This is a genomic window from Amycolatopsis plumensis (assembly GCF_042652605.1).
In the GTDB taxonomy this organism is placed as follows: Bacteria; Actinomycetota; Actinomycetes; order Mycobacteriales; family Pseudonocardiaceae; genus Amycolatopsis; species Amycolatopsis plumensis.
Genome location: NZ_JBHSJY010000001.1, coordinates 9250914 through 9269581, shown reverse-complemented (window position 1 = coordinate 9269581; position 18668 = coordinate 9250914). Strand labels below are relative to the sequence as shown.

Below are 18668 nucleotides of genomic sequence, written 5' to 3'. Positions count from 1 at the left end.
AGGAATGAGTCATTCACTGCGCTGTCGGCGCTGGTTGAGGCGAGTCAGTTGCGCAGGCCGAGGCCGGTCATCATCGCGGTGACACCCGCGCGGTACATCTGTTCGTTGGCTTCGTCGGTCGGCGGGATGAACCAGTCCGGCAGCGGCCGCCGCGAGGCCATCAGCAGCTCCGCGCCGACCAGGCCGTGGATGGCCGTCCACAGCTGGTAGGCCGCCGACCGGGCGTCCGCTCCCGGCGGGCAGACCCGCTGGACCCGCGCGATGAACAGGGTGAACGTCGTCCGCAGCACCGCCGACCGCAACGCCGGGTCCGGGTCGAACCCGGGCACCGGGCGCTCGAACATCAGCGCGTAGCGGGTCGGGCTTTCGCGGGCGAAGCGCCGGTACTCCAGCGCCAGGTGCAGCAGGTCCGCGACGCCGTCCTGGCTCGAGGGCGGCAGGCCTTCCAGCAGCTCCCGCAGCGAGTCGAACGTGCGCTCGTACAGGGCGTCGAGCAGGCCCGCGCGGCCGCCGAAGCGGGCGTAGACCGACAGCGTCGACGCGCCGGCCGCCTCGGCCACCCCGCGGACGGTCAGTCCCGGGACCCCGCGGTCCACCAGCACCGACAACGCCGCGTCGAGGTAGCGCTCACGGCCACCCTGGTCGGCCGGACGCATCGGCAAGTGCCTGGTAGCCACGGCGCACCCCCTTCGCGGCAGCCGGGCGCAGGCGGCGTCCGGGTGACCCACTCGCAGCAGAAGATACGATATCCGCCGCGTCTTGGGAATGCGCCGGATGTCCGGATCGGCCGCCTCCCGCTACCCGAGAGGATTTCCGGCGGATGGATCACCCCGCGCCCGGCACGGTCGTCGTCACGGCGAGCGGCGACGGCACCTACACCCAGCAGGTCATCACGGCGACCCACACCTTGCTCGTCGACGAACCGGTCGCGGTGGGCGGTGCCGACGCCGGCCCGAACCCGTACGAACTGCTGCTCGCGTCGCTGGGTTCGTGCACGGCCATCACGCTGCGGATGTACGCCGACCGCAAGGGCATCCCGCTGACCCGGGCGACCGTCCGGCTGCGGCACGACCGCATCCACGCCGAAGACTGCGCGCGGTGCGAAACCGAGCGCGGCCTGCTCAGCCGGATCAGCCGCGAGATCGAACTCGAAGGCGACCTCGACGACGAGCAGCGCGCCAAGCTCATGCTGATCGCCGACAAGTGCCCGGTGCACCGCACGCTGTCGTCGGAGATCGTGATCGAGACGCGCGAAACCGGCCGCTGATCCGCTTCTCCGGGTCCGGGTGGCGAAGTCCCCGGTTTGTCACAGCCGAAGGCCGGTCAGGCGGCGCGCACGGTCACCGCGGCCGGCCGGGCCGGGCTGACCGACGGCACCCAGATGCGCTCGAGCGCCGCGGCGCGGGCCTTGCGGCGGAGGCCGGCGAAGCTGTGCTTGGCCGGGACCAGCAGCGTGCTCAGCCAGGTCCGCCGGTAGCCGGCCAGCGCCTCGGCCACCGAGGGGTGGACCGTGCAGGGCACCAGCCCCGGCGTGCCGAACCGGTGCCTCCCGGCGTGCTTGCTGTCCGCCATCGTTCCTCCGCGTGGGCGACGCTGTCGCGCGCACCGTACGCACTGGCGCGGGGCCAGGTGGGTAAGCAACACGGCGTGTCCGGATATCGGTTGAGTCACGCGTCACGATCGACTTGCGGATCACCGGGTTTTGAGGCATGGCGACGTGGGGAACGGGATCCACGCGCTGTGCACGACGTACAGCCGATGGGACGGCGTGTACCGGCTCGTCACCTGCACCTTGCGGATCCCGGACAGGCAGTGCCCCGGCGCCGCGGCCACGCTCGCCGCGGCCGCGCGTGGTGCCGCCGCCGCTTCGGGCGTGGCCACGGCGAGCCCGCCCGCGCAGAGCACGGCCGCGACCGGCCTTCTGATCTTCGGCATCCTCACGAGCCCCCCTCGATGACGCCACCTATACCGGGTAAATCGGCCAGACCGGCGTTGTGTTACGACAATTTCCCACTTGTCACACAATCGGCGCGGATCTGACCGAACGTGTCCCGCGGAGGGGACGGCCGCCGCGTGACTAGGGTGATCGGCATGTTGCGTGTGGGGTTGACGGGTGGGATCGGGGCCGGGAAGTCGACCGTGGCGAACCGGCTCGCCGAACACGGCGCGGTGCTGGTGGACTCCGACCGGATCGCCCGTGAAGTGGTCGAGCCGGGGACCGAGGGGCTCGCCCGGCTGGTCGCGGAGTTCGGGGACGGCATCCTGGCCGGGGACGGCTCGCTCGACCGGCCCGCGCTCGCGGCGAAGGCGTTCGCCGACGACGAATCGCGGCACCGGCTGAACGCGATCGTGCACCCGCTGGTCGGCGCGCGGACCGGGGAACTGATGGCGGCCGCGAAGCCGGACGCGATCATCGTCCACGACATCCCCCTGCTGGTCGAAAACGGGCTCGCGACGGCCTACCACCTGGTCGTTGTCGTCGACGCGCCGGTCGAGGTGCGCGTGCGGCGGCTGGTGTCGGCCCGCGGGATGGCCGAGGAGGACGCACGCGCGCGGATCCGGGCGCAGGCGAGCACCGAGCAGCGACGCGCCGTCGCGGACGTCTGGCTGGACAACGGCGGCGCCGAAGACACCGTGCTCGCCGAGGTCGACGCGCTGTGGGCGGACCGGCTGGTGCCGTTCGAGGCCAACGTCCGGCTGCGCCGGCCGCGGCCCCCGATGTCGCCGAAGATCGCCGAGTACGACCTCACCTGGCCGGCCCAGGCCGAGCGGGTCCTGGCCCGGGTTCGGACCGTGGCGGGGGAGCTGGCCCGCCGCGCCGATCACATCGGGTCGACGGCCGTGCCCGGCCTGCCCGCCAAGGACGTCCTCGACCTGCAGCTCACGGTGTCCACACTGGACGACGCGGACACGCTGGGCGGCCTGCTGGCCGACGCCGGCTTCCCGCGGCTGGACGGCGACTGGGCCGACGACGCCCAGGACGGCACCGGAACGTGGCCCAAGCGCCTGCACGTCGGCGCCGACCCGAAGCGGGCGGTGAACCTGCACGTCCGGTCGCTGGAGACGCCTGCGTGGCGGCTCGCCCTGCTCTTCCGCGACTTCCTGCGGGCGGACCCGGACGAGCGCGACGACTACCGCGACGTCAAGCTGCGGCTGGCCGAGGCGCACGCCGCCGACGGCTCGGTGGCCGCCTACGCCGACGAGAAGCAGGAGTGGGTCAACGGCGTGTTCGCCCGCGCGGAGAAGTGGGCGTCGGCCACCGGCTGGACGCCTTAGCCGCGTCAGGCATCGGCCTTCCAGGGCTGGCGGCGCCAGGTCAGCGCGATGTCCTTCGTGGACAGCCAGCCGGCGAGGTCGTAGCCGTGCGCGGCCAGCCCTTCCACGGCGGCGTAGGTCGTCTTCAGCGCGTACTCGGCCTCTTCGGCGGTGACCAGGCCGGCTTCGAGGGCCTCCAGCAGCTCGTCGGTGTCGATCACCTCGACCGAGAGCTTGTCGATGAGCACCAGGTCGATGTAGAGGTCGGTGGCGACCCAGCGCGGGCCGTCGCGGTGGACGCGGACGACGTCGAGGTAGAAGTCCTGGTCGCGTTCGTGGCCGGGGGAGAACCAGAAGTCGGTGAAGCGCAGGCCGAGCCCCGGCACCAGCCACGACTCGAGGTAGTGGAACTGGGCGCGGCCCGGGGTCGGGCGGGCGAGGTACAGGCCGAACGGCTCCTCGCGGAACTCCTCCACCTCCCGCAGGATGCCCTTCGGGTCGATGTTCACGCGCGCGGCGGGGTCGAAGACCTCGACCTTCGGGGGGTGCAGTGCGGCCATGCGGGTCATCCTGCCGGGCCCGTCACGAAACGCGTACTCCCGCCCCGGGCGTCACGCGTTCGGGCTAAGGTGCGCCGAGCTTCGGAAACGAGGGGGAACTGGGGATGTTCGGGATCATCCGGCCGTGCGGGCACCGGTTGGCCGAAGACCTGCACGCGGACTGGCTGGCCCACCTGTGCGGTCTGTGCCTCACGCTGCGCGACGAACACGGCCAGTTCGCGCGGGTGGTCACCAACTACGACGGGCTGATCATCTCGGTGCTGGCCGAAGCCCAGACACCGCGCGCGGACGGCCGGCGCGAGGCGGGCCCGTGCCCCCTGCGCGGCATGCAGACGGCGTCGGTGGCCCACGGCGAGGGCGCCCGGCTGGCGGCGGCGGTGTCCCTGGTCCTGGCGGCGGCCAAGGTCGGCGACCACGTCGAGGACGGCGACGGCGCGTTCGGCAGGCGCCCGGTGGCGGCGGCCGCACGCCGGGTCGCGGCGCGGTGGGGCGCGCAGGGTCGCCGCACCGGCGGTCAGGTGGGGTTCGACACGACAGTGCTGACGGAGGCGGTCGAGGGCCAGGGAGCACTGGAGGCTTCGATCCGCCTCGGCGACTCGCCGCTCCTGGCGACGGAACCGGCGGAGAGAGCCACGGCGGCGGCGTTCGCGCGGACGGCGGAGCTGGCGGGCAAGCCGGCCAACGCGGCGCCCCTCGCCGAGGCGGGCCGGTTGTTCGGCCGGGTGGCGCATTTGCTGGACGCGGTCGAGGACTATGCGTCGGACGCGGCGGCGGGGGTGTGGAACCCGCTGCTGGCGACGGGGACGGGACCAGAGGAGGCCCGGCGGCTGTGCGATGACGCGGTGCTGGGGGTGGAGCTGGCGCTGCGCGAGGCGGAGTTCGCCCGGCCGGCCCTGGTGCACGCGTTGCTGGTGCACGAGCTGCGCCAGGCGGTCCGGCGCGCCTTCGGCCACGGCTCGTCCCACGGCCACGGCCCGGAACAGCATGAGTGCCCGGCTTCCGGGCCCGGCTCGGGGGCGACCGGGAGCTCCCCTTCCGCGGACGATGCCTCACTCGAGTGCAGCTCGTGGCCGGGCGGTCCGGCCGGGCAGCAGCCGCCGCCCGGGTGGATCGGGCCGGGGCCCACTCCGCAGCAGCACCCCCACCAGCCGCCGCCGGGGTGGATCGGGCGCGGGCCGGCGCCCCAGCAGCACCCGCACCAGGTGCCGCCCGGCTGGACCGGCTCTCCGCAGCCGCACGGGTCCCCGCCTCCGGGGCCGGTCCCGCCGCCGGGTGCGCCCGGTGGCCGTGGCCCGGGCGGCCCAGGTGGGCCCGGTGGCCGCGGTCCGGGCGGCCCCAATGGCCCCGGCGGCCGTGGTCCCGGTGGGCCCGGTGGCCCAGGCGGCCCCCGAGACCCCAAGGACCCCGGCAACTCCGGCAAACACGGCAAATCCGGCCCGTACGACGGCAAGGGCGGCGGCCTCTGGTACCCGAAATTCGCGGTCCCGCCGAAGAAGCGCACCGCGTTCCTCGGCTGCGCCCTGATCCCCTACATGTGCTGCACCTGCCAGTTCTGCTGCCGCGATCCCTACCCTGGCCCCTTCAGCGGAAAGCCCCACGATGCCTGGGGATGCGACTGCGACTGCAGCTGTTGCGAGTGTTGCAGCTGTTGCGATTGCGGCTGCTGAGAGGGGAACGCACCGCGCCGTCGAGGGCGGCGATGTCACCTCCATCACGCTGTCTCGCCCCCGCTGACCAGGGCGGACGGAAATTGTCGGTGGGTCGGCCTACTCTGGTCCACGTGGCTTTCGCAACCGAACACCCCGTGCTCGCCCAGTCCGACTTCCGGCCCGTCTCGGAGATCCCGCGGACCGGCGGCCGGTTCGAGGTGGTCAGTGACTACCAGCCCGCCGGCGACCAGCCGGCGGCCATCGACGAGCTCGAACGCCGGATCAAGGCGGGCGAGAAGGACGTCGTGCTCCTCGGTGCCACCGGCACCGGCAAGTCGGCCACCACCGCGTGGCTGATCGAGCGCGTCCAGCGGCCGACGCTGGTGATGGCGCCCAACAAAACCCTGGCCGCGCAGCTGGCGAACGAGCTGCGCGAGCTGTTCCCGCACAACGCGGTCGAGTACTTCGTCAGCTACTACGACTACTACCAGCCCGAGGCGTACATCGCGCAGACGGACACCTACATCGAGAAGGACTCGTCGATCAACGACGACGTCGAGCGGCTGCGGCACTCGGCGACGATGAACCTGCTGTCGCGGCGGGACGTCATCGTGGTCGCCAGTGTCTCCTGCATCTACGGCCTCGGCACGCCGCAGTCGTACCTGGACCGGTCCTCGAAGCTCGCGGTCGGCATGCAGCTCGACCGCGACGTCTTCCTGCGGGCGCTGGTCGACGTGCAGTACACCCGCAACGACATCGCCTTCGCGCGCGGCACGTTCCGCGCCCGGGGTGACACGGTCGAGATCATCCCGGCGTATGAGGAGCTCGCGATCCGCGTCGAGTTCTTCGGCGACGAGGTGGAGAAGCTGTACTACCTGCACCCGCTGACCGGGGACATCGTCAAGGAGGTCGACGAGGTCCGCATCTTCCCGGCGACGCACTACGTCGCCGGCCCGGAGCGGATGGAAAAGGCGATCCAGGGCATCGAGAAGGAGCTCGAGGAGCGGCTCGCCGAGCTGGAGCGGCAGGGCAAGCTCCTGGAGGCCCAGCGGCTGCGGATGCGCACGTCCTACGACATCGAAATGATGCGCCAGGTCGGGTTCTGCTCCGGCATCGAGAACTACTCGCGCCACATCGACGGCCGCGGTCCCGGCTCGGCCCCGGCCACGCTGATCGACTACTTCCCGGACGACTTCCTGCTGGTGATCGACGAGTCGCACCAGACGGTCCCGCAGATCGGCGGCATGTACGAAGGCGACATGTCCCGCAAGCGGAACCTGGTCGAGTACGGCTTCCGGCTGCCGAGCGCGGTCGACAACCGGCCGCTGACCTGGGAGGAGTTCTCCGACCGGATCGGCCAGACGGTGTACCTCTCGGCGACGCCGGGGCCGTACGAGATGGGCCAGGCGGGCGGCGAGTTCGTCGAGCAGGTGATCCGGCCGACCGGCCTGGTCGACCCGAAGGTCGTGGTGAAGCCGACCGAGGGCCAGATCGACGACCTGGTCCACGAGATCCGCGAGCGCGCGGACAAGGACGAGCGCGTCCTGGTCACCACGCTGACGAAGAAGATGGCCGAGGACCTCACCGACTACCTGCTCGAGCTGGGCATCCGGGTGCGCTACCTGCACTCGGAGGTCGACACGCTGCGCCGGGTCGAGCTGCTGCGGCAGCTGCGGGCGGGCGACTTCGACGTGCTGGTCGGCATCAACCTCCTGCGCGAGGGCCTCGACCTGCCGGAGGTGTCGCTGGTCGCGATCCTCGACGCGGACAAGGAGGGCTTCCTCCGGAGCGGGACATCGCTGATCCAGACGATCGGCCGCGCGGCGCGAAACGTCTCCGGCGAGGTCCACATGTACGCGGACAAGATCACCGACTCGATGCGGCACGCGATCGAGGAGACCGACCGCCGCCGCGAGAAGCAGATCGCCTACAACAAGGAGCGCGGCGTCGACCCGCAGCCGCTCCGGAAGAAGATCGCGGACATCCTCGACCGCGTGTACAGCGAGGCGGAAGACACCGAGCAGGTCTCGGTGGGCGGCTCGGGCCGCAACTCCTCCCGCGGCAAGAAGCCCGAGCAGGGCGACCGGGTCCGGAGCTCGGGCATGCTGGTCGACAAGGACGTTTCGGCAATGCCGCGCGCCCAGCTCGCCGACCTGATCCAGCAGATGACCGACCAGATGATGCAGGCGGCGCGTGATCTCCAGTTCGAGCTGGCGGCCCGCTTGCGCGACGAGATCTCGGACCTGAAGAAGGAGCTGAGGGGAATGGACGCAGCAGGGATCAAGTAGCGATCAGGCCGCCGGGGCAGGCCCGGCCGGATTGGGGAGAAGGCCCGGGGCGGCGGCAAAGGGTTCGCCGGAACCGGGCCGGGGAGCGGCTCCGGCGGACCGCAGCCGGGGCAGTGGTCCGCCAAGGCCAAGGCGGGCACGCGAGAACCGGCAGCCAGATCCCGCCCTGCATCCCGATCCGCAGCCCCAACACGGCTGGTGGCACCGGGTCAAGGCACGCTTTCCCGCCTTGACGCGGTGCCACCAGCCGTAGTCACAATGGGCGTTCGGGATGAAGGGCCCCACCGGCGGATCACCAGTACCCCGTGCAAGACCGGGGATCACTCAGGCGCAGGAGCATTCTCATCCGCCTGCAGCATCCCGAACACGTTCCCCTCCGTGTCCTTGCAATAAGCCAGCCACCCCACCCCCGGCACCGGATTCTTCGGCAGCGCCAGCGTCCCCCCGGCCCGGTTGACATCACCCAGCGCCTCATCCAGGTCCGCCACGTCGATCGTGTTCACGAATCCGTGGACCGGCGCCGATGCCTCCGGAGCCGGGCCTTGGCGAGGCAACAGCCCGCCGTCGATTCCGGCTCCTTCGCCGGTCGTGATCATCCAGTAGGGCACTTCGCCCCAGCGCTCGAACTTCCAGCCGAACACCGCCGTGTAGAACGCCACCGCGCGTTCGGGGTCGCCCGCGTGGATCTCGAAGTGGACGGGACGAGGCATGCGTGCCTCCTCAGGCCGGGCCGTCAGGTGTGGTGAGAGTACGCCCGGCCTGAGAAAAGTTACAGCCGCGTCCGGGGCGTCAGGTCCCTGTCGAAGTCCGGGAAGCCGGCCGGTGCCGAGCGAAGCGCCGACGGCGGAACCGGTGGCAGGCCGGCCCAGCGCCGGACCGTCGCCGTCGCCGCCGCGGCTTCGGCCGGGGCCAGCTGGGCGATCTTCGACCCGTGGTTGCCGCCCTGGACGTAGTAGCGGTACGAATCCCGGCTGCCGAAGCCCAGTTCGAACGGCTCCGCGCCCCACGGGTCATTCGACCCGTACACGAACAGCAGCCGGGTGCCGCGGGACTTCACCCAGAAATCGATGTCGGGCATCGCCAGGTAGTCGAAGCGCGGCAGGCGGATCGACGCCGGCACGAACGTCTTCGGCTGGTCGGCTCCCGGGTAGCGCAGCAGGTCGCGGAGGTAGCCGTCGTACGCCTCGGGCGAGCCCAGCTGCACCGCGGCCTGGTAGTAGTACGGGATGTAGGGCGCGAGGTCCTGGTCGGAGTAGGTGTTGAGGCTCTCCACCTTCTCGTACCAGGCGTAGACGTCGGCCGCGGGCGCGCCCGGCGGCGGCACCGTCGCGCAGTCGGACTGCTTCTGGTACTGCCAGAACGCGAAGTACGAGTCAATCACCGAGATCTCGAGGGACTTGTCGGCCGACCCGACGATCGAGAACGTCAGCCCGCGCTGTGCCGCGTCCACCGCGGCGATCGCTCCCAGCTCGTCACGCCGCTTCAGCGCGTCGCGCTGGATCGCCTTCAGGGCGTCGCGGCACGCCGGGTCGTTGCCCACGCGGGAAAGGAACCGGTTGTAGACGTCGATCGGGTCGATGACGTCGTTGGGCGCGACGTACGGGATCGTCGCGTCGACGTCGTCCGGGAAGAAACGCCGGAAGTACGTCGCGGTCATGCCGCCCTTGCTGCCGCCCGTGGCCAGCCACTTGCCCGGGTAGATCGCCTTGAACGCCTGCACCGCGCGGTGCTCGTCCGCGGCCGCCTGCCAGATCGTCAGCTGCTTCGCCCAGTTCTCCGGCTCCGGCCGGGAGGGGGTGAAGTAGCGGTACTCCATCGACAGCTGGTTGCCGTCGACGATCTGCGTCGGCTCCGAGCGGTTCGGTGAGCCGCTGACGTTGTAGCCGCTCGTGTAGGCGACCGTCGGGGCGGCGAAGTCGCGGTGCAGCAACGTGAACCGCTGCTGGAACGTGCCCGCGCCGGGGTGCCGGTGGTCGGCGGGCTGGGTGTAGGTCAGCTTGAAGAACCGGAACCCGGCCGGGGCGGCGTCCTCGGACACGATCGTCAGCCCCGGGATCCGCTGCAGCTGCGCCTTGATGTCGGGCGCCGCCGCGGCCGCCGGCGCCAGGCCGGCCAGCGCGAGCAAAACCGCACCCGCGGTGAAAAGTCTGCGCATCGAGCACCACCCCGTCGTCGGAACCCTCGGTGGGACCCTCACAGAACCGGCGCCGGTCGGCAATCGGCTGTCCGGGCGCAGAATCGGTCAGGATCCGACTTTCGGCGGGTGGCGCCGCTTCCGCCGGCGTGCGCAGCCGCGGGCATTGTGCGAGTTGTCCGGCCGATCGGCGCCGGGCTACGGTCCGAATCCGTAGGCACACCGTCATCGAGCGAGGGGTCCGCCATGAAGGTTTCCGACTGCCCTACGACGCAGGTCGAGATCCGCATCGAAGCGCCGCCGGCCGAGGTCTGGTCCTGGTTGCTGGACGTCGACCTGCCGGCCCGGTTCTCCACCGAATTCCAGGGCGGCGGCTGGGTCGACGGCGCCGAGCCCGGCCTCGGCGCGCGGTTCCGCGGCCGCAACTCCCACCCGATCGCCGGGGAGTGGGAGACGGTCTCGACCGTCACCGGCTACGAGCCCGAGCGGCTGTTCGCGTGGGCCGTGATGGACGTGACGAACCCGGCCGCGTCGTGGCGCTTCGAGCTCGTCCCGGACGGCGACGGCACGATTCTGCGCCAGTGGGCCCAGATCGGTCCCGGCCCGTCCAACCTCACGACGATCATCGGCTCGATGCCCGAGCACGAAGAGGAGATCGTCGCGATGCGGCTCGGCGAGCTGCAGGCGAACATGCAGAAGACCGTCGAGGGCATCAAGGCGCTCGCCGAAAGCGGCGTGCACGCCTAGCGGAGCACCCTGTCCACATAGGACTTGACCGCGGCGAGCGCCTCGGCGGACCGCCAGAGCCGCTCCACGTGCGGGTCGTCCGAGTGGCGGTTTTCGGCGATCCGCTCGTGGAAGGGCTGCCGGATCTGGGCCTTGGTGTGGGCGAACGGCTCGGCGGGCAGCTCGCCGAGCCGGCGTGCGACCGCGACGGCCCGCGCGAGCACCTCCTCCGGCGGCGCGACTTCGTCGACCAGCCCGCGGGCCAAGGCGTCCGCGCCGCCCCAGGTTTCACCCGTGTAGGTGAGCGAAGGCAACGGCGCCGTGCCGTAGGCGCAGCGCAGGATCTCCAGCGCGGCCACCGGGAACGGCACGCCGACGAGCAGCTCGGTCACGCCGATCCGGCCGGCGCCCAGCACCCGGTGATCGCAGGCCGCGGCGAGCACCGCGCCGCCGGCGACGGCGTGCCCGTTCAGCGCGGCGACCACCGGACGCGGGCAGCCGAACACGGCCAGGAGCGCGTCCGACAACAGCGGCAGGAACTGCGTCACGTACGGCGCGCCGCCCCGGTCGACCCGCTTGAGGTCGACGCCCGCGCAGAAGATGCCGCCGGTCCCGGTGAGCACCACGGCGCGGGCCTGCTCGGCCTCCCCGAGCCGCCGCACGAGCTCCCGGCACGACTCCGTGTCGAGGGTGTTGCCCCCGCCGTGGTCGATCCGGAGCACGGCGACGTCGCCGTGGCTGTCCAGGATGATGGGCACGGCGCGACCGTACCGCGGGGGAGGCCGCCGGTCAGGTCCGGACGCTCAACCGGACGACACCGAAGTGCTCCCGCCGTCCGGCCCGGTCAGCGTCACGTCGACGTCCGCGCCGCCCCGGAAGTTGAGCCGCCGGCACGCGGTAGCGCTGCCCGGGCCGGCGGCCGGCGAAGGCGAGCAGCATGAACTCGCCGACACCGCGGCCACCGTGGTCATTTCCGCATCGTACGCCGCCCGCTCGCCTCAGCTGGTGATGTCTTTTCGAGCGAACCGCCGCCCGGCGAAGAGGAAGAACACCGTCCCGTAGATCGCCGCCGACAGCATGCCGCTCGCCAGGTTGGTCCAGTCGACGTCGGTCGAGATCAGGTCCATCCAGGAGAACGCATAGTGCGTCGGCAGGTAGTTGCGGAGCCCCTCCAGCGCGGTGATCTGGTCCAGGATCTGCGACAGGATCGCCACCAGCACCGCGCCGCCGACTGCGCCGAGCGGGGCGTCGGTCGACACGCTCAGCGCGAGCGCGAGCCCGGCCACCCAGGCCAGCTGCAGGATGATGTACACAGTGGACAGCGCGATGGCCACCAGGCTGTCGCCGAAGGACACCGCGTCACCCGTCGGGCTGATCGCGTCGCCCGCGCCGTACCAGAGCACGCCGACGCCGAGCGACACCAAGGGCAGCAGCACCAGCGCGAACGCCGAGAGCAACCCCGAAACGATCGCCTTCTGCCGCAGCACCCGCTGCCGCGGCACCGGCACGGCCAGCAGGTACTTCAGGCTCGACCACGACGCCTCGCTCGCGATCGTGTCGCCGAAGAACAGCGCCACGATCATCGGCAGCAGGAACGTCCCCGACACGAACAGCGCCAGCACGACGAAGTTCGGCGCGGACGCGGTGGCCAGGTCGACGAACCCGCCGCTGCGCCGGTTCGGGCTCGACTGCCCGAGCTCGAACGCGATCACCAGGATGAACGGCAGGAGCGCGACGAACCCGAGCAGGAACTGCGTGCGCCGCCGCTTGAGCTGGCGCCGCAGCTCGACGCCGAGCCGCAGTGTCCGCCGCGCCGAGTACCCCTCGACCGCGCCGTCCGGCCCGACACCCGCGTGCTCGGCCGACGCGATGTCGCTCAGCTCGTCCAATGCGTGCGGATCGGTGTGCACACCCTCGCTCATGCTTCCTCTCCGACCAGTTGCAGGAACGCGTCTTCCAGCCGGCGCCGGGGCCCGGCCTGCTCCACCGCGACCCCGGCGCGCACCAGGGCGGCCACGCCTTCGGCCCGCGGCAGCTCGCCGAGGTTCGCGTGCACGAGCTCGCCCTCGACGTCGACGTCGGTGACCCCGCTGAGCGCCTTCAGTGCCGCCGCGGCCGCTGCCGGGTCGTCGACCCGGAACGTCGCCTCGCCGCCGGCCGCGGCCAGCTCGCCGACCTCGCCCGAGGCGACCAGCGAACCGCGGTGCATGACCACGACGTGCGTGCAGGTCTGCTCGACCTCGGCCAGCAGGTGGCTCGAAACCACCACGGTGCGGCCGGTCGCGGCGTACCGCTTCAGCACCTCGCGCATCTGGTGGATCTGGGGCGGGTCGAGCCCGTTGGTCGGTTCGTCGAGCACCATCAGCTCCGGCAGGCCGAGCATCGCCTGCGCGATCGCCAGCCGCTGCCGCATGCCCTGGCTGTAGGTCCGCACCCGCCGTTCGACCGCGGTGCCGAGCCCGGCGATTTCCAGCGCCTCCGCGAAGTGCGCCTTCTCCGCCGGACGCCCGGTCGAGGCCCAGTACAGTTCCAGGTTCGCCCGGCCGGACAGGTGCGGCAGGAAGCCGGACCCCTCCACGAACGAGCCGATGCGCGAGAGCACCGGCGCGCCCGGGGTGATCTTGTGCCCGAACACGCGGATGCTGCCCGCCGTCGGCGAAATCAGGCCCATCAGCATCCGCAGGGTGGTCGTCTTGCCCGCGCCGTTCGGCCCGAGCAGGCCGAGCACCTGACCCGGTTCGACGCGGAACGACAGGTCCTTGACCGCCACGAACCCGCCCGCGTACTGCTTGCGCAGCCCCTCGATGACCAGCGGGGTGGTGGCCAACTCGGGGTCGACGTCGGTGGCGCGACGGCGGCGCAAGGCCGCGAAGAGCACCGCCGCGAGGCCGATCGCCAGCGTGACGCCGATGCCCACGAGCTGCCCGATCGGCGCCGGGGACCCGACGGACTTGCCCGGTACGACCGGCACGGCCAGCGCGGTGCCGCCGGCGAGGCCGATCCGGAACACCGCGGGCGCGGCCGGCGCGGCGTACCCCTGGTCGGTGGTGCCGACGACCAGCCGCAGCGAGTGGCCGCCCTCGATCGGGCGGACGATGCCGGGCAGGGTCACGGTGACGTCGACCGGGGTGCCGTCGGCGGGCAGCCCGCTCACCCGGAAGGGCGCGATGGCGTTGGCCGGCAGCACGCGCGAGCCGTCCTGGCCGACGTCGTAGAGCTTCGCGAACAGCACCGCGTCCGGCTGCGGGTGCGCCGGGTCCGCGGCGACCTGCAGCCGCACGGTGGACGAGCCGCTGATGACGACCTGGCCGTCGAAGGGCGCGGTGGCGAACTGCGCGGCTTGGCCGGGCGGGTCGTTGCTGAACAGCGCGCCGAGCCGCGACGAACTGCTCGCGACGCCGTTGAGGCCGGGGATCCCGCTGACCGCGGCCGGGTTCGCCCCGGCCGGGCGCACCACCGGCTGCGCGGGCCCGTTCAGCGCCAGCAGCCGCCGTTCCGTGGCCGGTCCGGTCAGCCCGGGGTAGGCGACCGCGTTGACCGTGCGGACCGACGGCGTTCCGTTGGCGCGCAACGTGCCCTGGACGTCGTAGCTGAAGCCGGTGCCCGGGTCGCCGCCGTCCAGCGCCGTCTTCAGGAAGTCGGCGATCTTGGCGCGCAGCTGCGGGCCGGGCTTGCCGCCGTCGTGGCCGCCGGTGTACCAGATCGTCTTGACCTTGCCGCCCGCCGCGGTGATCTGCCGGGCGTTCGCGTCGGACTGGTCGAGGCCGAACAGCGTGTCGCTCTCGCCCTGCACCAGCAGCGTCGGCACGGTGATCTTGTCCGTCACGGACGCGGGGGAGACGCGGCGCAGCAGGTCGACGCTCGCCTGGCTCGCCTGCCCGGTGGTGCCGAGTTCGGTGTAGGCGCGGCAGACCGCGGCGGTGAACCGGCCACAGGGGTCGGCCGGCGCGTTCCGCGGCCCGCCCGCACCAGGTGGCCCGGCCGGCAGCGCGGCCCCCGCGGCGGCCGCGGTCCCGGCGGCGCCGGTGGATCCCGTGTCGGTCTCCTGCCCGGCTTCCGGTGCTTCGGCGGACGGCGAGCCGCTCGCCGCGGCGCCCGAACCGGCCGAGAAGAAGATGCCGGCCCAGCTCTTCTTGAAGACGCCGTCGGCCGAGAAGGCGCCGGCGGACGGGGTGCCGGGAGCCGCGGACGCGGGCGTCGCCGCGTTCGGGATCAGGCCCTGGGCCAGGTCGTTGTAGGTGATCACGGGCGCGATCGCGTCGACGCGCTTGTCCGTGCCCGCCAGCAGCAGCGACAGCGCGCCGCCGTAGGAGGCCCCGGTGACGGCGACCTTCGGGTCGCCCTGGGCGTCGAGAGTTACCTGGTGCTGCGCGACGAGCCGGTCGATCAGCCGGCTCGCGTCGGCGACCTCGCCGTCGGGATCGTTGAGCCCGATTTTGCCGGTGCTCCTGCCGAAGCCGCGCGCGGACCACGTCATCACGACGAAGCCCTTCCGCGCGAGCTCGCGGGCGTCGTCGGCGACGCTGTTCTTGTCCCCGCCGAAGCCGTGCGCGAGCAGGACGGCCGGCGCGGGCACGGTCGCCGGGAGGTAGGTGGTCGTGTCGATCTCGACCTGCTCGGCCGAGCCGGGCGCGGCGGGCAGGTCGAGCAAGGCGTCCTGAGTGGGCACGGCGGGCGGGGCCGTGTCGCGCGTCGCCCAGAGGACGGTCGCGGCGGCGAGCACCGCCACGACGGCGCCGAGCGCCGTGAGCCGGGCTCGGCGGGTGCGCGGGAGCGGGAGTCGGGGCACGACGTGACCGTAGGTGAAGTTTCCTGAGAGTGTCCTCCGCGGCTCACAGTGATCACACGTCGGGGACCACCTGGTGGACCGAAGTGACCGGAATTACAGACCCAACCCGGTGACGTGCGCGATCCCGGCTGGCTTTCGGTGGGAGGAACCGGCAAACTGGACGCGCTGTGAGGGGAGTATTCCTTCGCGGCGGTGTCGTCAGCACGGTGGCCCTGCGCCCCCGGCACCGTCGGCCGGTGTTTTCACCGGCGGGAGAGACCTCCGGTTAGTTGCTGCTGCGCGCTATCCGGAGGTTCGAGTTCCATGACTGTCCCCCTGTGGCTGTGGATCGCCACGATCGGTGGCCTGCTCGCGCTGATCGCGCTGGACCTGGTCATCGTCGATCGCAAGCCGCACGAAGTGACCACGGGGGAAGCGGCTCGCTGGGTCGTCTTCTACGTCTCGTGCGCGATCGCCTTCGGCATCGGCGTGTGGATCTTCGCCGGGCACGACCCGGGCGTCGAGTTCTTCACCGGGTACATCACCGAGTACTCGCTGAGCGTCGACAACCTGTTCATCTTCATGATCATCATGGGCTCGTTCAAGGTGCCCGCCATCCACCAGCACCGCGTGCTGCTGGTCGGCATCCTGCTCGCGCTCGCCATGCGGAGCGTCTTCATCGCCATCGGGGCCGCGCTGATCGCGCAGTTCGTCTGGGTGTTCTTCCTGTTCGGAGCGGTGCTGATCTGGACGGCGATCAGCATGCTGCGCGGCAAGGGCGAGGAAGAGGAGTACCACGAGAACGCCGTCACCCGGCAGGTCCGCAGGTTCGCCCCGGTGACCGACGACTACCACGGCCACCACTACACGGTGAAGATCGACGGCAAGCGGATGATCACCCCGATGCTGCTGGTGATCGTGGCCATCGGCTCGGCCGACCTGCTGTTCGCCGTCGACTCCATCCCGGCGATCTTCGGCATCACGCAGGAGGCGTTCCTCGTCTTCACCGCCAACGCGTTCGCCCTGATGGGCCTGCGGCAGCTGTACTTCCTGCTCGGCGGCCTGGTGACCAAGCTCGTCTACCTCAGCTACGGCCTCGCGGTGATCCTCGCCTTCATCGGCGCGAAGCTGTTCCTGCACGCGCTGCACGAGTACCACGTCGTCCCGGACTGGCTGGACATCAACAACTGGGTCTCCCTGGGGGTGATCGTCGTCGTGCTCACCGTGACCACGGTGGCCAGCCTGGCGAAGGCCCGGCGCGACGAGCGCAAGCAGGTCGTGGCTTAGCGTCCGGCAAAATCGTTCGTCTCGCTAAGGATTTCCGGTACCTTCGGTGACGTGCGTCCTGCCGACATCGAAGCCCTCGTCGTCCCCGGCCGTCCCGCCCTGCGCGGGAACCTGCTGCTCACGGCGCTGAAGAGACCGGATCTGAAGACGAACGCCACGCACGGCGAGATCCGGCGCGTGTCGCTCGACGGCGGTGAGTCCGCGTGGACCCACGGTCCGCGCGACTCGGCGCCGGCCATCTCGCCGGACGGGCGCTGGGTGGCGTTCCTCCGCGCGGGGGAGGGCAAGGGCGCGGAAAGCCATCCGCAGCTGCACGTGATGCCGTCGGACGGCGGGGAGGCCCGCCGGCTGACGTCGCTGCCCCTCGGGGCCGGGGAACCGGTGTGGGCGCCGGATTCGCGCCGGATCGCCTTCACCGCCCGCGTGCCGGAGGCCGGCCGCTACGGCACGCCGGACGCCGACGGCGAGACGCCGGAGCCGGCGGCCGAGGCGCCGCGCCGGATCACGCGCATGGACTACCGGCTCGACGACGTGGGGTTCGTCCAGGACCGCATGCAGCGGCTGTTCGTCGTCGACACGCTCGAACCCGGTGAGCCCGAGCCGCTGACCGGCGACGGGTTCGACGCGGCCCACCCCGTCTGGACGCCGGACGGCACGCGCGTGGTCTTCACCGCGCCGCCGGACTGGGGCGCGGCCGAAAGCGACTTCCGCGACATTTGCGCGATCCCCGCCGACGGTGGTGAGCCCGAGGTCCTCGTGCGCGGCGAGGGGTACTCGGAGCGGCCGGTGTTCGGCCCCGACGGCACGTTGTTCTACTTCGGACAGTCCTTCGAGGAGCACCGCGAGGCCGCGCCCACCGGGCTCTACGCGGCCACGCCGGAGTTCGGCGCGGGCCCGGTGAAGGCCCGGCGGCTCACCGGCGCCGAGACGGTGGACTGCGAGGCCGCGGCGGGCCCGCCGGCCCCGCGCGGCGACGACGTCCTCGTCGCCGTCCGAAACCGCGGCGCGGTGGAGCTGCGCGCGGTCGCCGTCGACGCCGTCGAGGCGCCGCTGGCCGACCTCGCGGTGGTCCACGCCGGCCAGACCGCGGTCCGGTCGTTCACGCTGGACGGCTCGGTGCTGGTGGCGGTGATCGCGACGCCGTCCACCTCCGGCGAGGTCGTGCTGCTCGGCGACGGTGCGCCCCGGGATCTGACCGACTACTCGAAGCCGTTGCGGGACAAGGGCATCCGGCCGATGATCGAGCTGGAGACCACCGCCCCGGACGGCTACCCGGTGCACGGCTGGCTGGTGCTGCCCGAGGGCGAAGGTCCGCACCCGGTGCTGCGCGTGGTGCACGGCGGCCCGTTCACCCAGCAGGAGTGGGCGCTGTTCGACGAGGCACAGGTGTACGCGGCGGCGGGCTACGCGGTGGTGGTCGGCAACCCGCGCGGGTCCGCGGGCTACGGGCAGGCGCACGGCCACGCGATCACGCACGCCTACGGCACGGTCGACGTCGACGACGTCCTGGCCCTGCTCGACAAGGCGCTGGAGCGGCCGGACCTGGACGCCTCCCGCGTCGGCATCATGGGTGGTTCGTACGGCGGCTTCATGACGAGCTGGCTGGCCGCCCACCACGGCGAGCGCTTCAAGGCGGCGTGGAGCGAGCGCGCGGTCAACGCGTGGGACTCGATGGTCGGCAGCTCCGACATCGGCTACTTCTTCGTCGACGCCTACATCGGGTCTTCGCCGGAAGAGCAGCGCCGCCGGTCCCCGCTGTACCACGCGGACAAGATCAAGATCCCGTTCGCGGTGGTGCATTCGGAGCAGGACTGGCGCTGCCCGCTGGAGCAGGCGGAGCGGATGTTCGTGGCGTTGCGCCGCGCGGGCGCCCCGGCGGAGATGCTGATCTTCCCCGGCGAGGGCCACGAGCTGAGCCGCTCGGGCCGGCCCCGGCACCGCGTCCAGCGCTTCGAAGCGGTCCTCGAGTGGTGGTCGCGGCACCTGTGACGCGCGGGCTGG

Annotated in this window: 17 protein-coding genes; 7 read left to right on the top strand and 10 right to left on the bottom strand. The window is 71.9% G+C overall.

Annotated features, from left to right (window positions below; translation table 11 throughout):
• Positions 1–44: 44 nt before the first annotated feature.
• Positions 45–656, bottom strand: a complete 612-nt coding sequence (locus ACFPLC_RS44640; protein ID WP_378190293.1) for a TetR/AcrR family transcriptional regulator — start codon at positions 654–656, stop codon at positions 45–47.
• A 164-nt stretch (positions 657–820) separates the two neighbouring features.
• Here ACFPLC_RS44640 and ACFPLC_RS44635 point away from each other — a divergent pair, with 164 nt between their 5' ends.
• Entirely contained in the window at positions 821–1267 is a 447-nt protein-coding gene (locus ACFPLC_RS44635) for an OsmC family protein (protein WP_378190221.1), read from the top strand.
• 56 nt (positions 1268–1323) lie between these two features.
• Here the strand turns inward: ACFPLC_RS44635 and ACFPLC_RS44630 are convergent, their stop codons facing one another.
• Positions 1324–1572 carry a hypothetical protein gene (locus tag ACFPLC_RS44630; protein ID WP_191313096.1) on the bottom strand — a complete coding sequence of 83 codons (249 nt, stop codon included), beginning with the start codon at positions 1570–1572 and terminating at the stop codon, positions 1324–1326.
• Between the two features lie 120 nt (positions 1573–1692).
• Positions 1693–1935, bottom strand: a complete 243-nt coding sequence (locus ACFPLC_RS44625) for a hypothetical protein (protein WP_378190218.1) — start codon at positions 1933–1935, stop codon at positions 1693–1695.
• A gap of 156 nt (positions 1936–2091) precedes the next feature.
• Here ACFPLC_RS44625 and coaE point away from each other — a divergent pair, with 156 nt between their 5' ends.
• On the top strand, positions 2092–3276 hold the full coding sequence (gene coaE, locus ACFPLC_RS44620; RefSeq protein ID WP_378190216.1) for a dephospho-CoA kinase: 1185 nt from the start codon (positions 2092–2094) through the stop codon (positions 3274–3276).
• A 5-nt stretch (positions 3277–3281) separates the two neighbouring features.
• Here the strand turns inward: coaE and ACFPLC_RS44615 are convergent, their stop codons facing one another.
• Positions 3282–3815 carry a ribonuclease FAU-1 family protein gene (locus tag ACFPLC_RS44615; RefSeq protein WP_378190214.1) on the bottom strand — a complete coding sequence of 178 codons (534 nt, stop codon included), beginning with the start codon at positions 3813–3815 and terminating at the stop codon, positions 3282–3284.
• Between the two features lie 104 nt (positions 3816–3919).
• On the opposite strand from ACFPLC_RS44615, the gene ACFPLC_RS44610 reads away from it, so the two are divergent.
• Entirely contained in the window at positions 3920–5482 is a 1563-nt protein-coding gene (locus tag ACFPLC_RS44610; RefSeq protein WP_378190212.1) for a DUF5685 family protein, read from the top strand.
• 113 nt (positions 5483–5595) lie between these two features.
• Positions 5596–7752 carry an excinuclease ABC subunit UvrB gene (gene uvrB, locus ACFPLC_RS44605; protein ID WP_378190210.1) on the top strand — a complete coding sequence of 719 codons (2157 nt, stop codon included), beginning with the start codon at positions 5596–5598 and terminating at the stop codon, positions 7750–7752.
• 320 nt (positions 7753–8072) lie between these two features.
• Here uvrB and ACFPLC_RS44600 read toward each other — a convergent pair whose 3' ends face one another.
• Positions 8073–8462, bottom strand: a complete 390-nt coding sequence (locus ACFPLC_RS44600) for a VOC family protein (protein WP_378190208.1) — start codon at positions 8460–8462, stop codon at positions 8073–8075.
• 59 nt (positions 8463–8521) lie between these two features.
• Entirely contained in the window at positions 8522–9907 is a 1386-nt protein-coding gene (locus tag ACFPLC_RS44595; protein ID WP_378190206.1) for a S28 family serine protease, read from the bottom strand.
• 225 nt (positions 9908–10132) lie between these two features.
• Here ACFPLC_RS44595 and ACFPLC_RS44590 point away from each other — a divergent pair, with 225 nt between their 5' ends.
• On the top strand, positions 10133–10633 hold the full coding sequence (locus tag ACFPLC_RS44590; protein ID WP_191313124.1) for an SRPBCC family protein: 501 nt from the start codon (positions 10133–10135) through the stop codon (positions 10631–10633).
• On the opposite strand, the gene ACFPLC_RS44585 is transcribed toward ACFPLC_RS44590, so the two are convergent.
• From ACFPLC_RS44585 to ACFPLC_RS44570, 4 genes are read right to left on the bottom strand one after another with little or no spacing between them, the layout of a single operon-like run.
• Positions 10630–11370: an enoyl-CoA hydratase/isomerase family protein gene (locus tag ACFPLC_RS44585; protein WP_378190204.1), complete on the bottom strand. Its 741-nt coding sequence runs from the start codon at positions 11368–11370 to the stop codon at positions 10630–10632. The genes ACFPLC_RS44590 and ACFPLC_RS44585 overlap by 4 nt on opposite strands.
• 45 nt (positions 11371–11415) lie before the next feature.
• Entirely contained in the window at positions 11416–11583 is a 168-nt protein-coding gene (locus ACFPLC_RS44580; protein ID WP_378190202.1) for a hypothetical protein, read from the bottom strand.
• A gap of 27 nt (positions 11584–11610) precedes the next feature.
• Positions 11611–12534 carry an ABC transporter permease gene (locus tag ACFPLC_RS44575; RefSeq protein WP_191313128.1) on the bottom strand — a complete coding sequence of 308 codons (924 nt, stop codon included), beginning with the start codon at positions 12532–12534 and terminating at the stop codon, positions 11611–11613.
• Positions 12531–15401, bottom strand: a complete 2871-nt coding sequence (locus ACFPLC_RS44570; RefSeq protein ID WP_378190200.1) for an alpha/beta fold hydrolase — start codon at positions 15399–15401, stop codon at positions 12531–12533. The genes ACFPLC_RS44575 and ACFPLC_RS44570 overlap by 4 nt, the downstream gene beginning before the upstream one ends.
• A gap of 303 nt (positions 15402–15704) precedes the next feature.
• Between ACFPLC_RS44570 and ACFPLC_RS44565 the strand changes: the two genes are divergently transcribed.
• Together ACFPLC_RS44565 and ACFPLC_RS44560 are read left to right on the top strand one after the other, a co-directional pair.
• On the top strand, positions 15705–16667 hold the full coding sequence (locus ACFPLC_RS44565) for a TerC family protein (RefSeq protein ID WP_378190198.1): 963 nt from the start codon (positions 15705–15707) through the stop codon (positions 16665–16667).
• Positions 16668–16718: 51 nt separating this feature from the next.
• Positions 16719–18656 (top strand): S9 family peptidase, encoded by a 1938-nt coding sequence (locus tag ACFPLC_RS44560; protein WP_378190196.1) that lies wholly within the window; start codon positions 16719–16721, stop codon positions 18654–18656.
• Positions 18657–18668: the final 12 nt, after the last annotated feature.

Coding starts and splice junctions, on each gene's coding strand:
- ACFPLC_RS44640 (WP_378190293.1), bottom strand. CDS start 656: ATGCGTCCGGCCGACCAGGGTGGCCGTGAGCGCTACCTCGACGCGGCG.
- ACFPLC_RS44635 (WP_378190221.1), top strand. CDS start 821: ATGGATCACCCCGCGCCCGGCACGGTCGTCGTCACGGCGAGCGGCGAC.
- ACFPLC_RS44630 (WP_191313096.1), bottom strand. CDS start 1,572: ATGGCGGACAGCAAGCACGCCGGGAGGCACCGGTTCGGCACGCCGGGG.
- ACFPLC_RS44625 (WP_378190218.1), bottom strand. CDS start 1,935: ATGCCGAAGATCAGAAGGCCGGTCGCGGCCGTGCTCTGCGCGGGCGGG.
- coaE (WP_378190216.1), top strand. CDS start 2,092: ATGTTGCGTGTGGGGTTGACGGGTGGGATCGGGGCCGGGAAGTCGACC.
- ACFPLC_RS44615 (WP_378190214.1), bottom strand. CDS start 3,815: ATGGCCGCACTGCACCCCCCGAAGGTCGAGGTCTTCGACCCCGCCGCG.
- ACFPLC_RS44610 (WP_378190212.1), top strand. CDS start 3,920: ATGTTCGGGATCATCCGGCCGTGCGGGCACCGGTTGGCCGAAGACCTG.
- ACFPLC_RS44600 (WP_378190208.1), bottom strand. CDS start 8,462: ATGCCTCGTCCCGTCCACTTCGAGATCCACGCGGGCGACCCCGAACGC.
- ACFPLC_RS44595 (WP_378190206.1), bottom strand. CDS start 9,907: ATGCGCAGACTTTTCACCGCGGGTGCGGTTTTGCTCGCGCTGGCCGGC.
- ACFPLC_RS44590 (WP_191313124.1), top strand. CDS start 10,133: ATGAAGGTTTCCGACTGCCCTACGACGCAGGTCGAGATCCGCATCGAA.
- ACFPLC_RS44580 (WP_378190202.1), bottom strand. CDS start 11,583: ATGACCACGGTGGCCGCGGTGTCGGCGAGTTCATGCTGCTCGCCTTCG.
- ACFPLC_RS44575 (WP_191313128.1), bottom strand. CDS start 12,534: ATGAGCGAGGGTGTGCACACCGATCCGCACGCATTGGACGAGCTGAGC.
- ACFPLC_RS44565 (WP_378190198.1), top strand. CDS start 15,705: ATGACTGTCCCCCTGTGGCTGTGGATCGCCACGATCGGTGGCCTGCTC.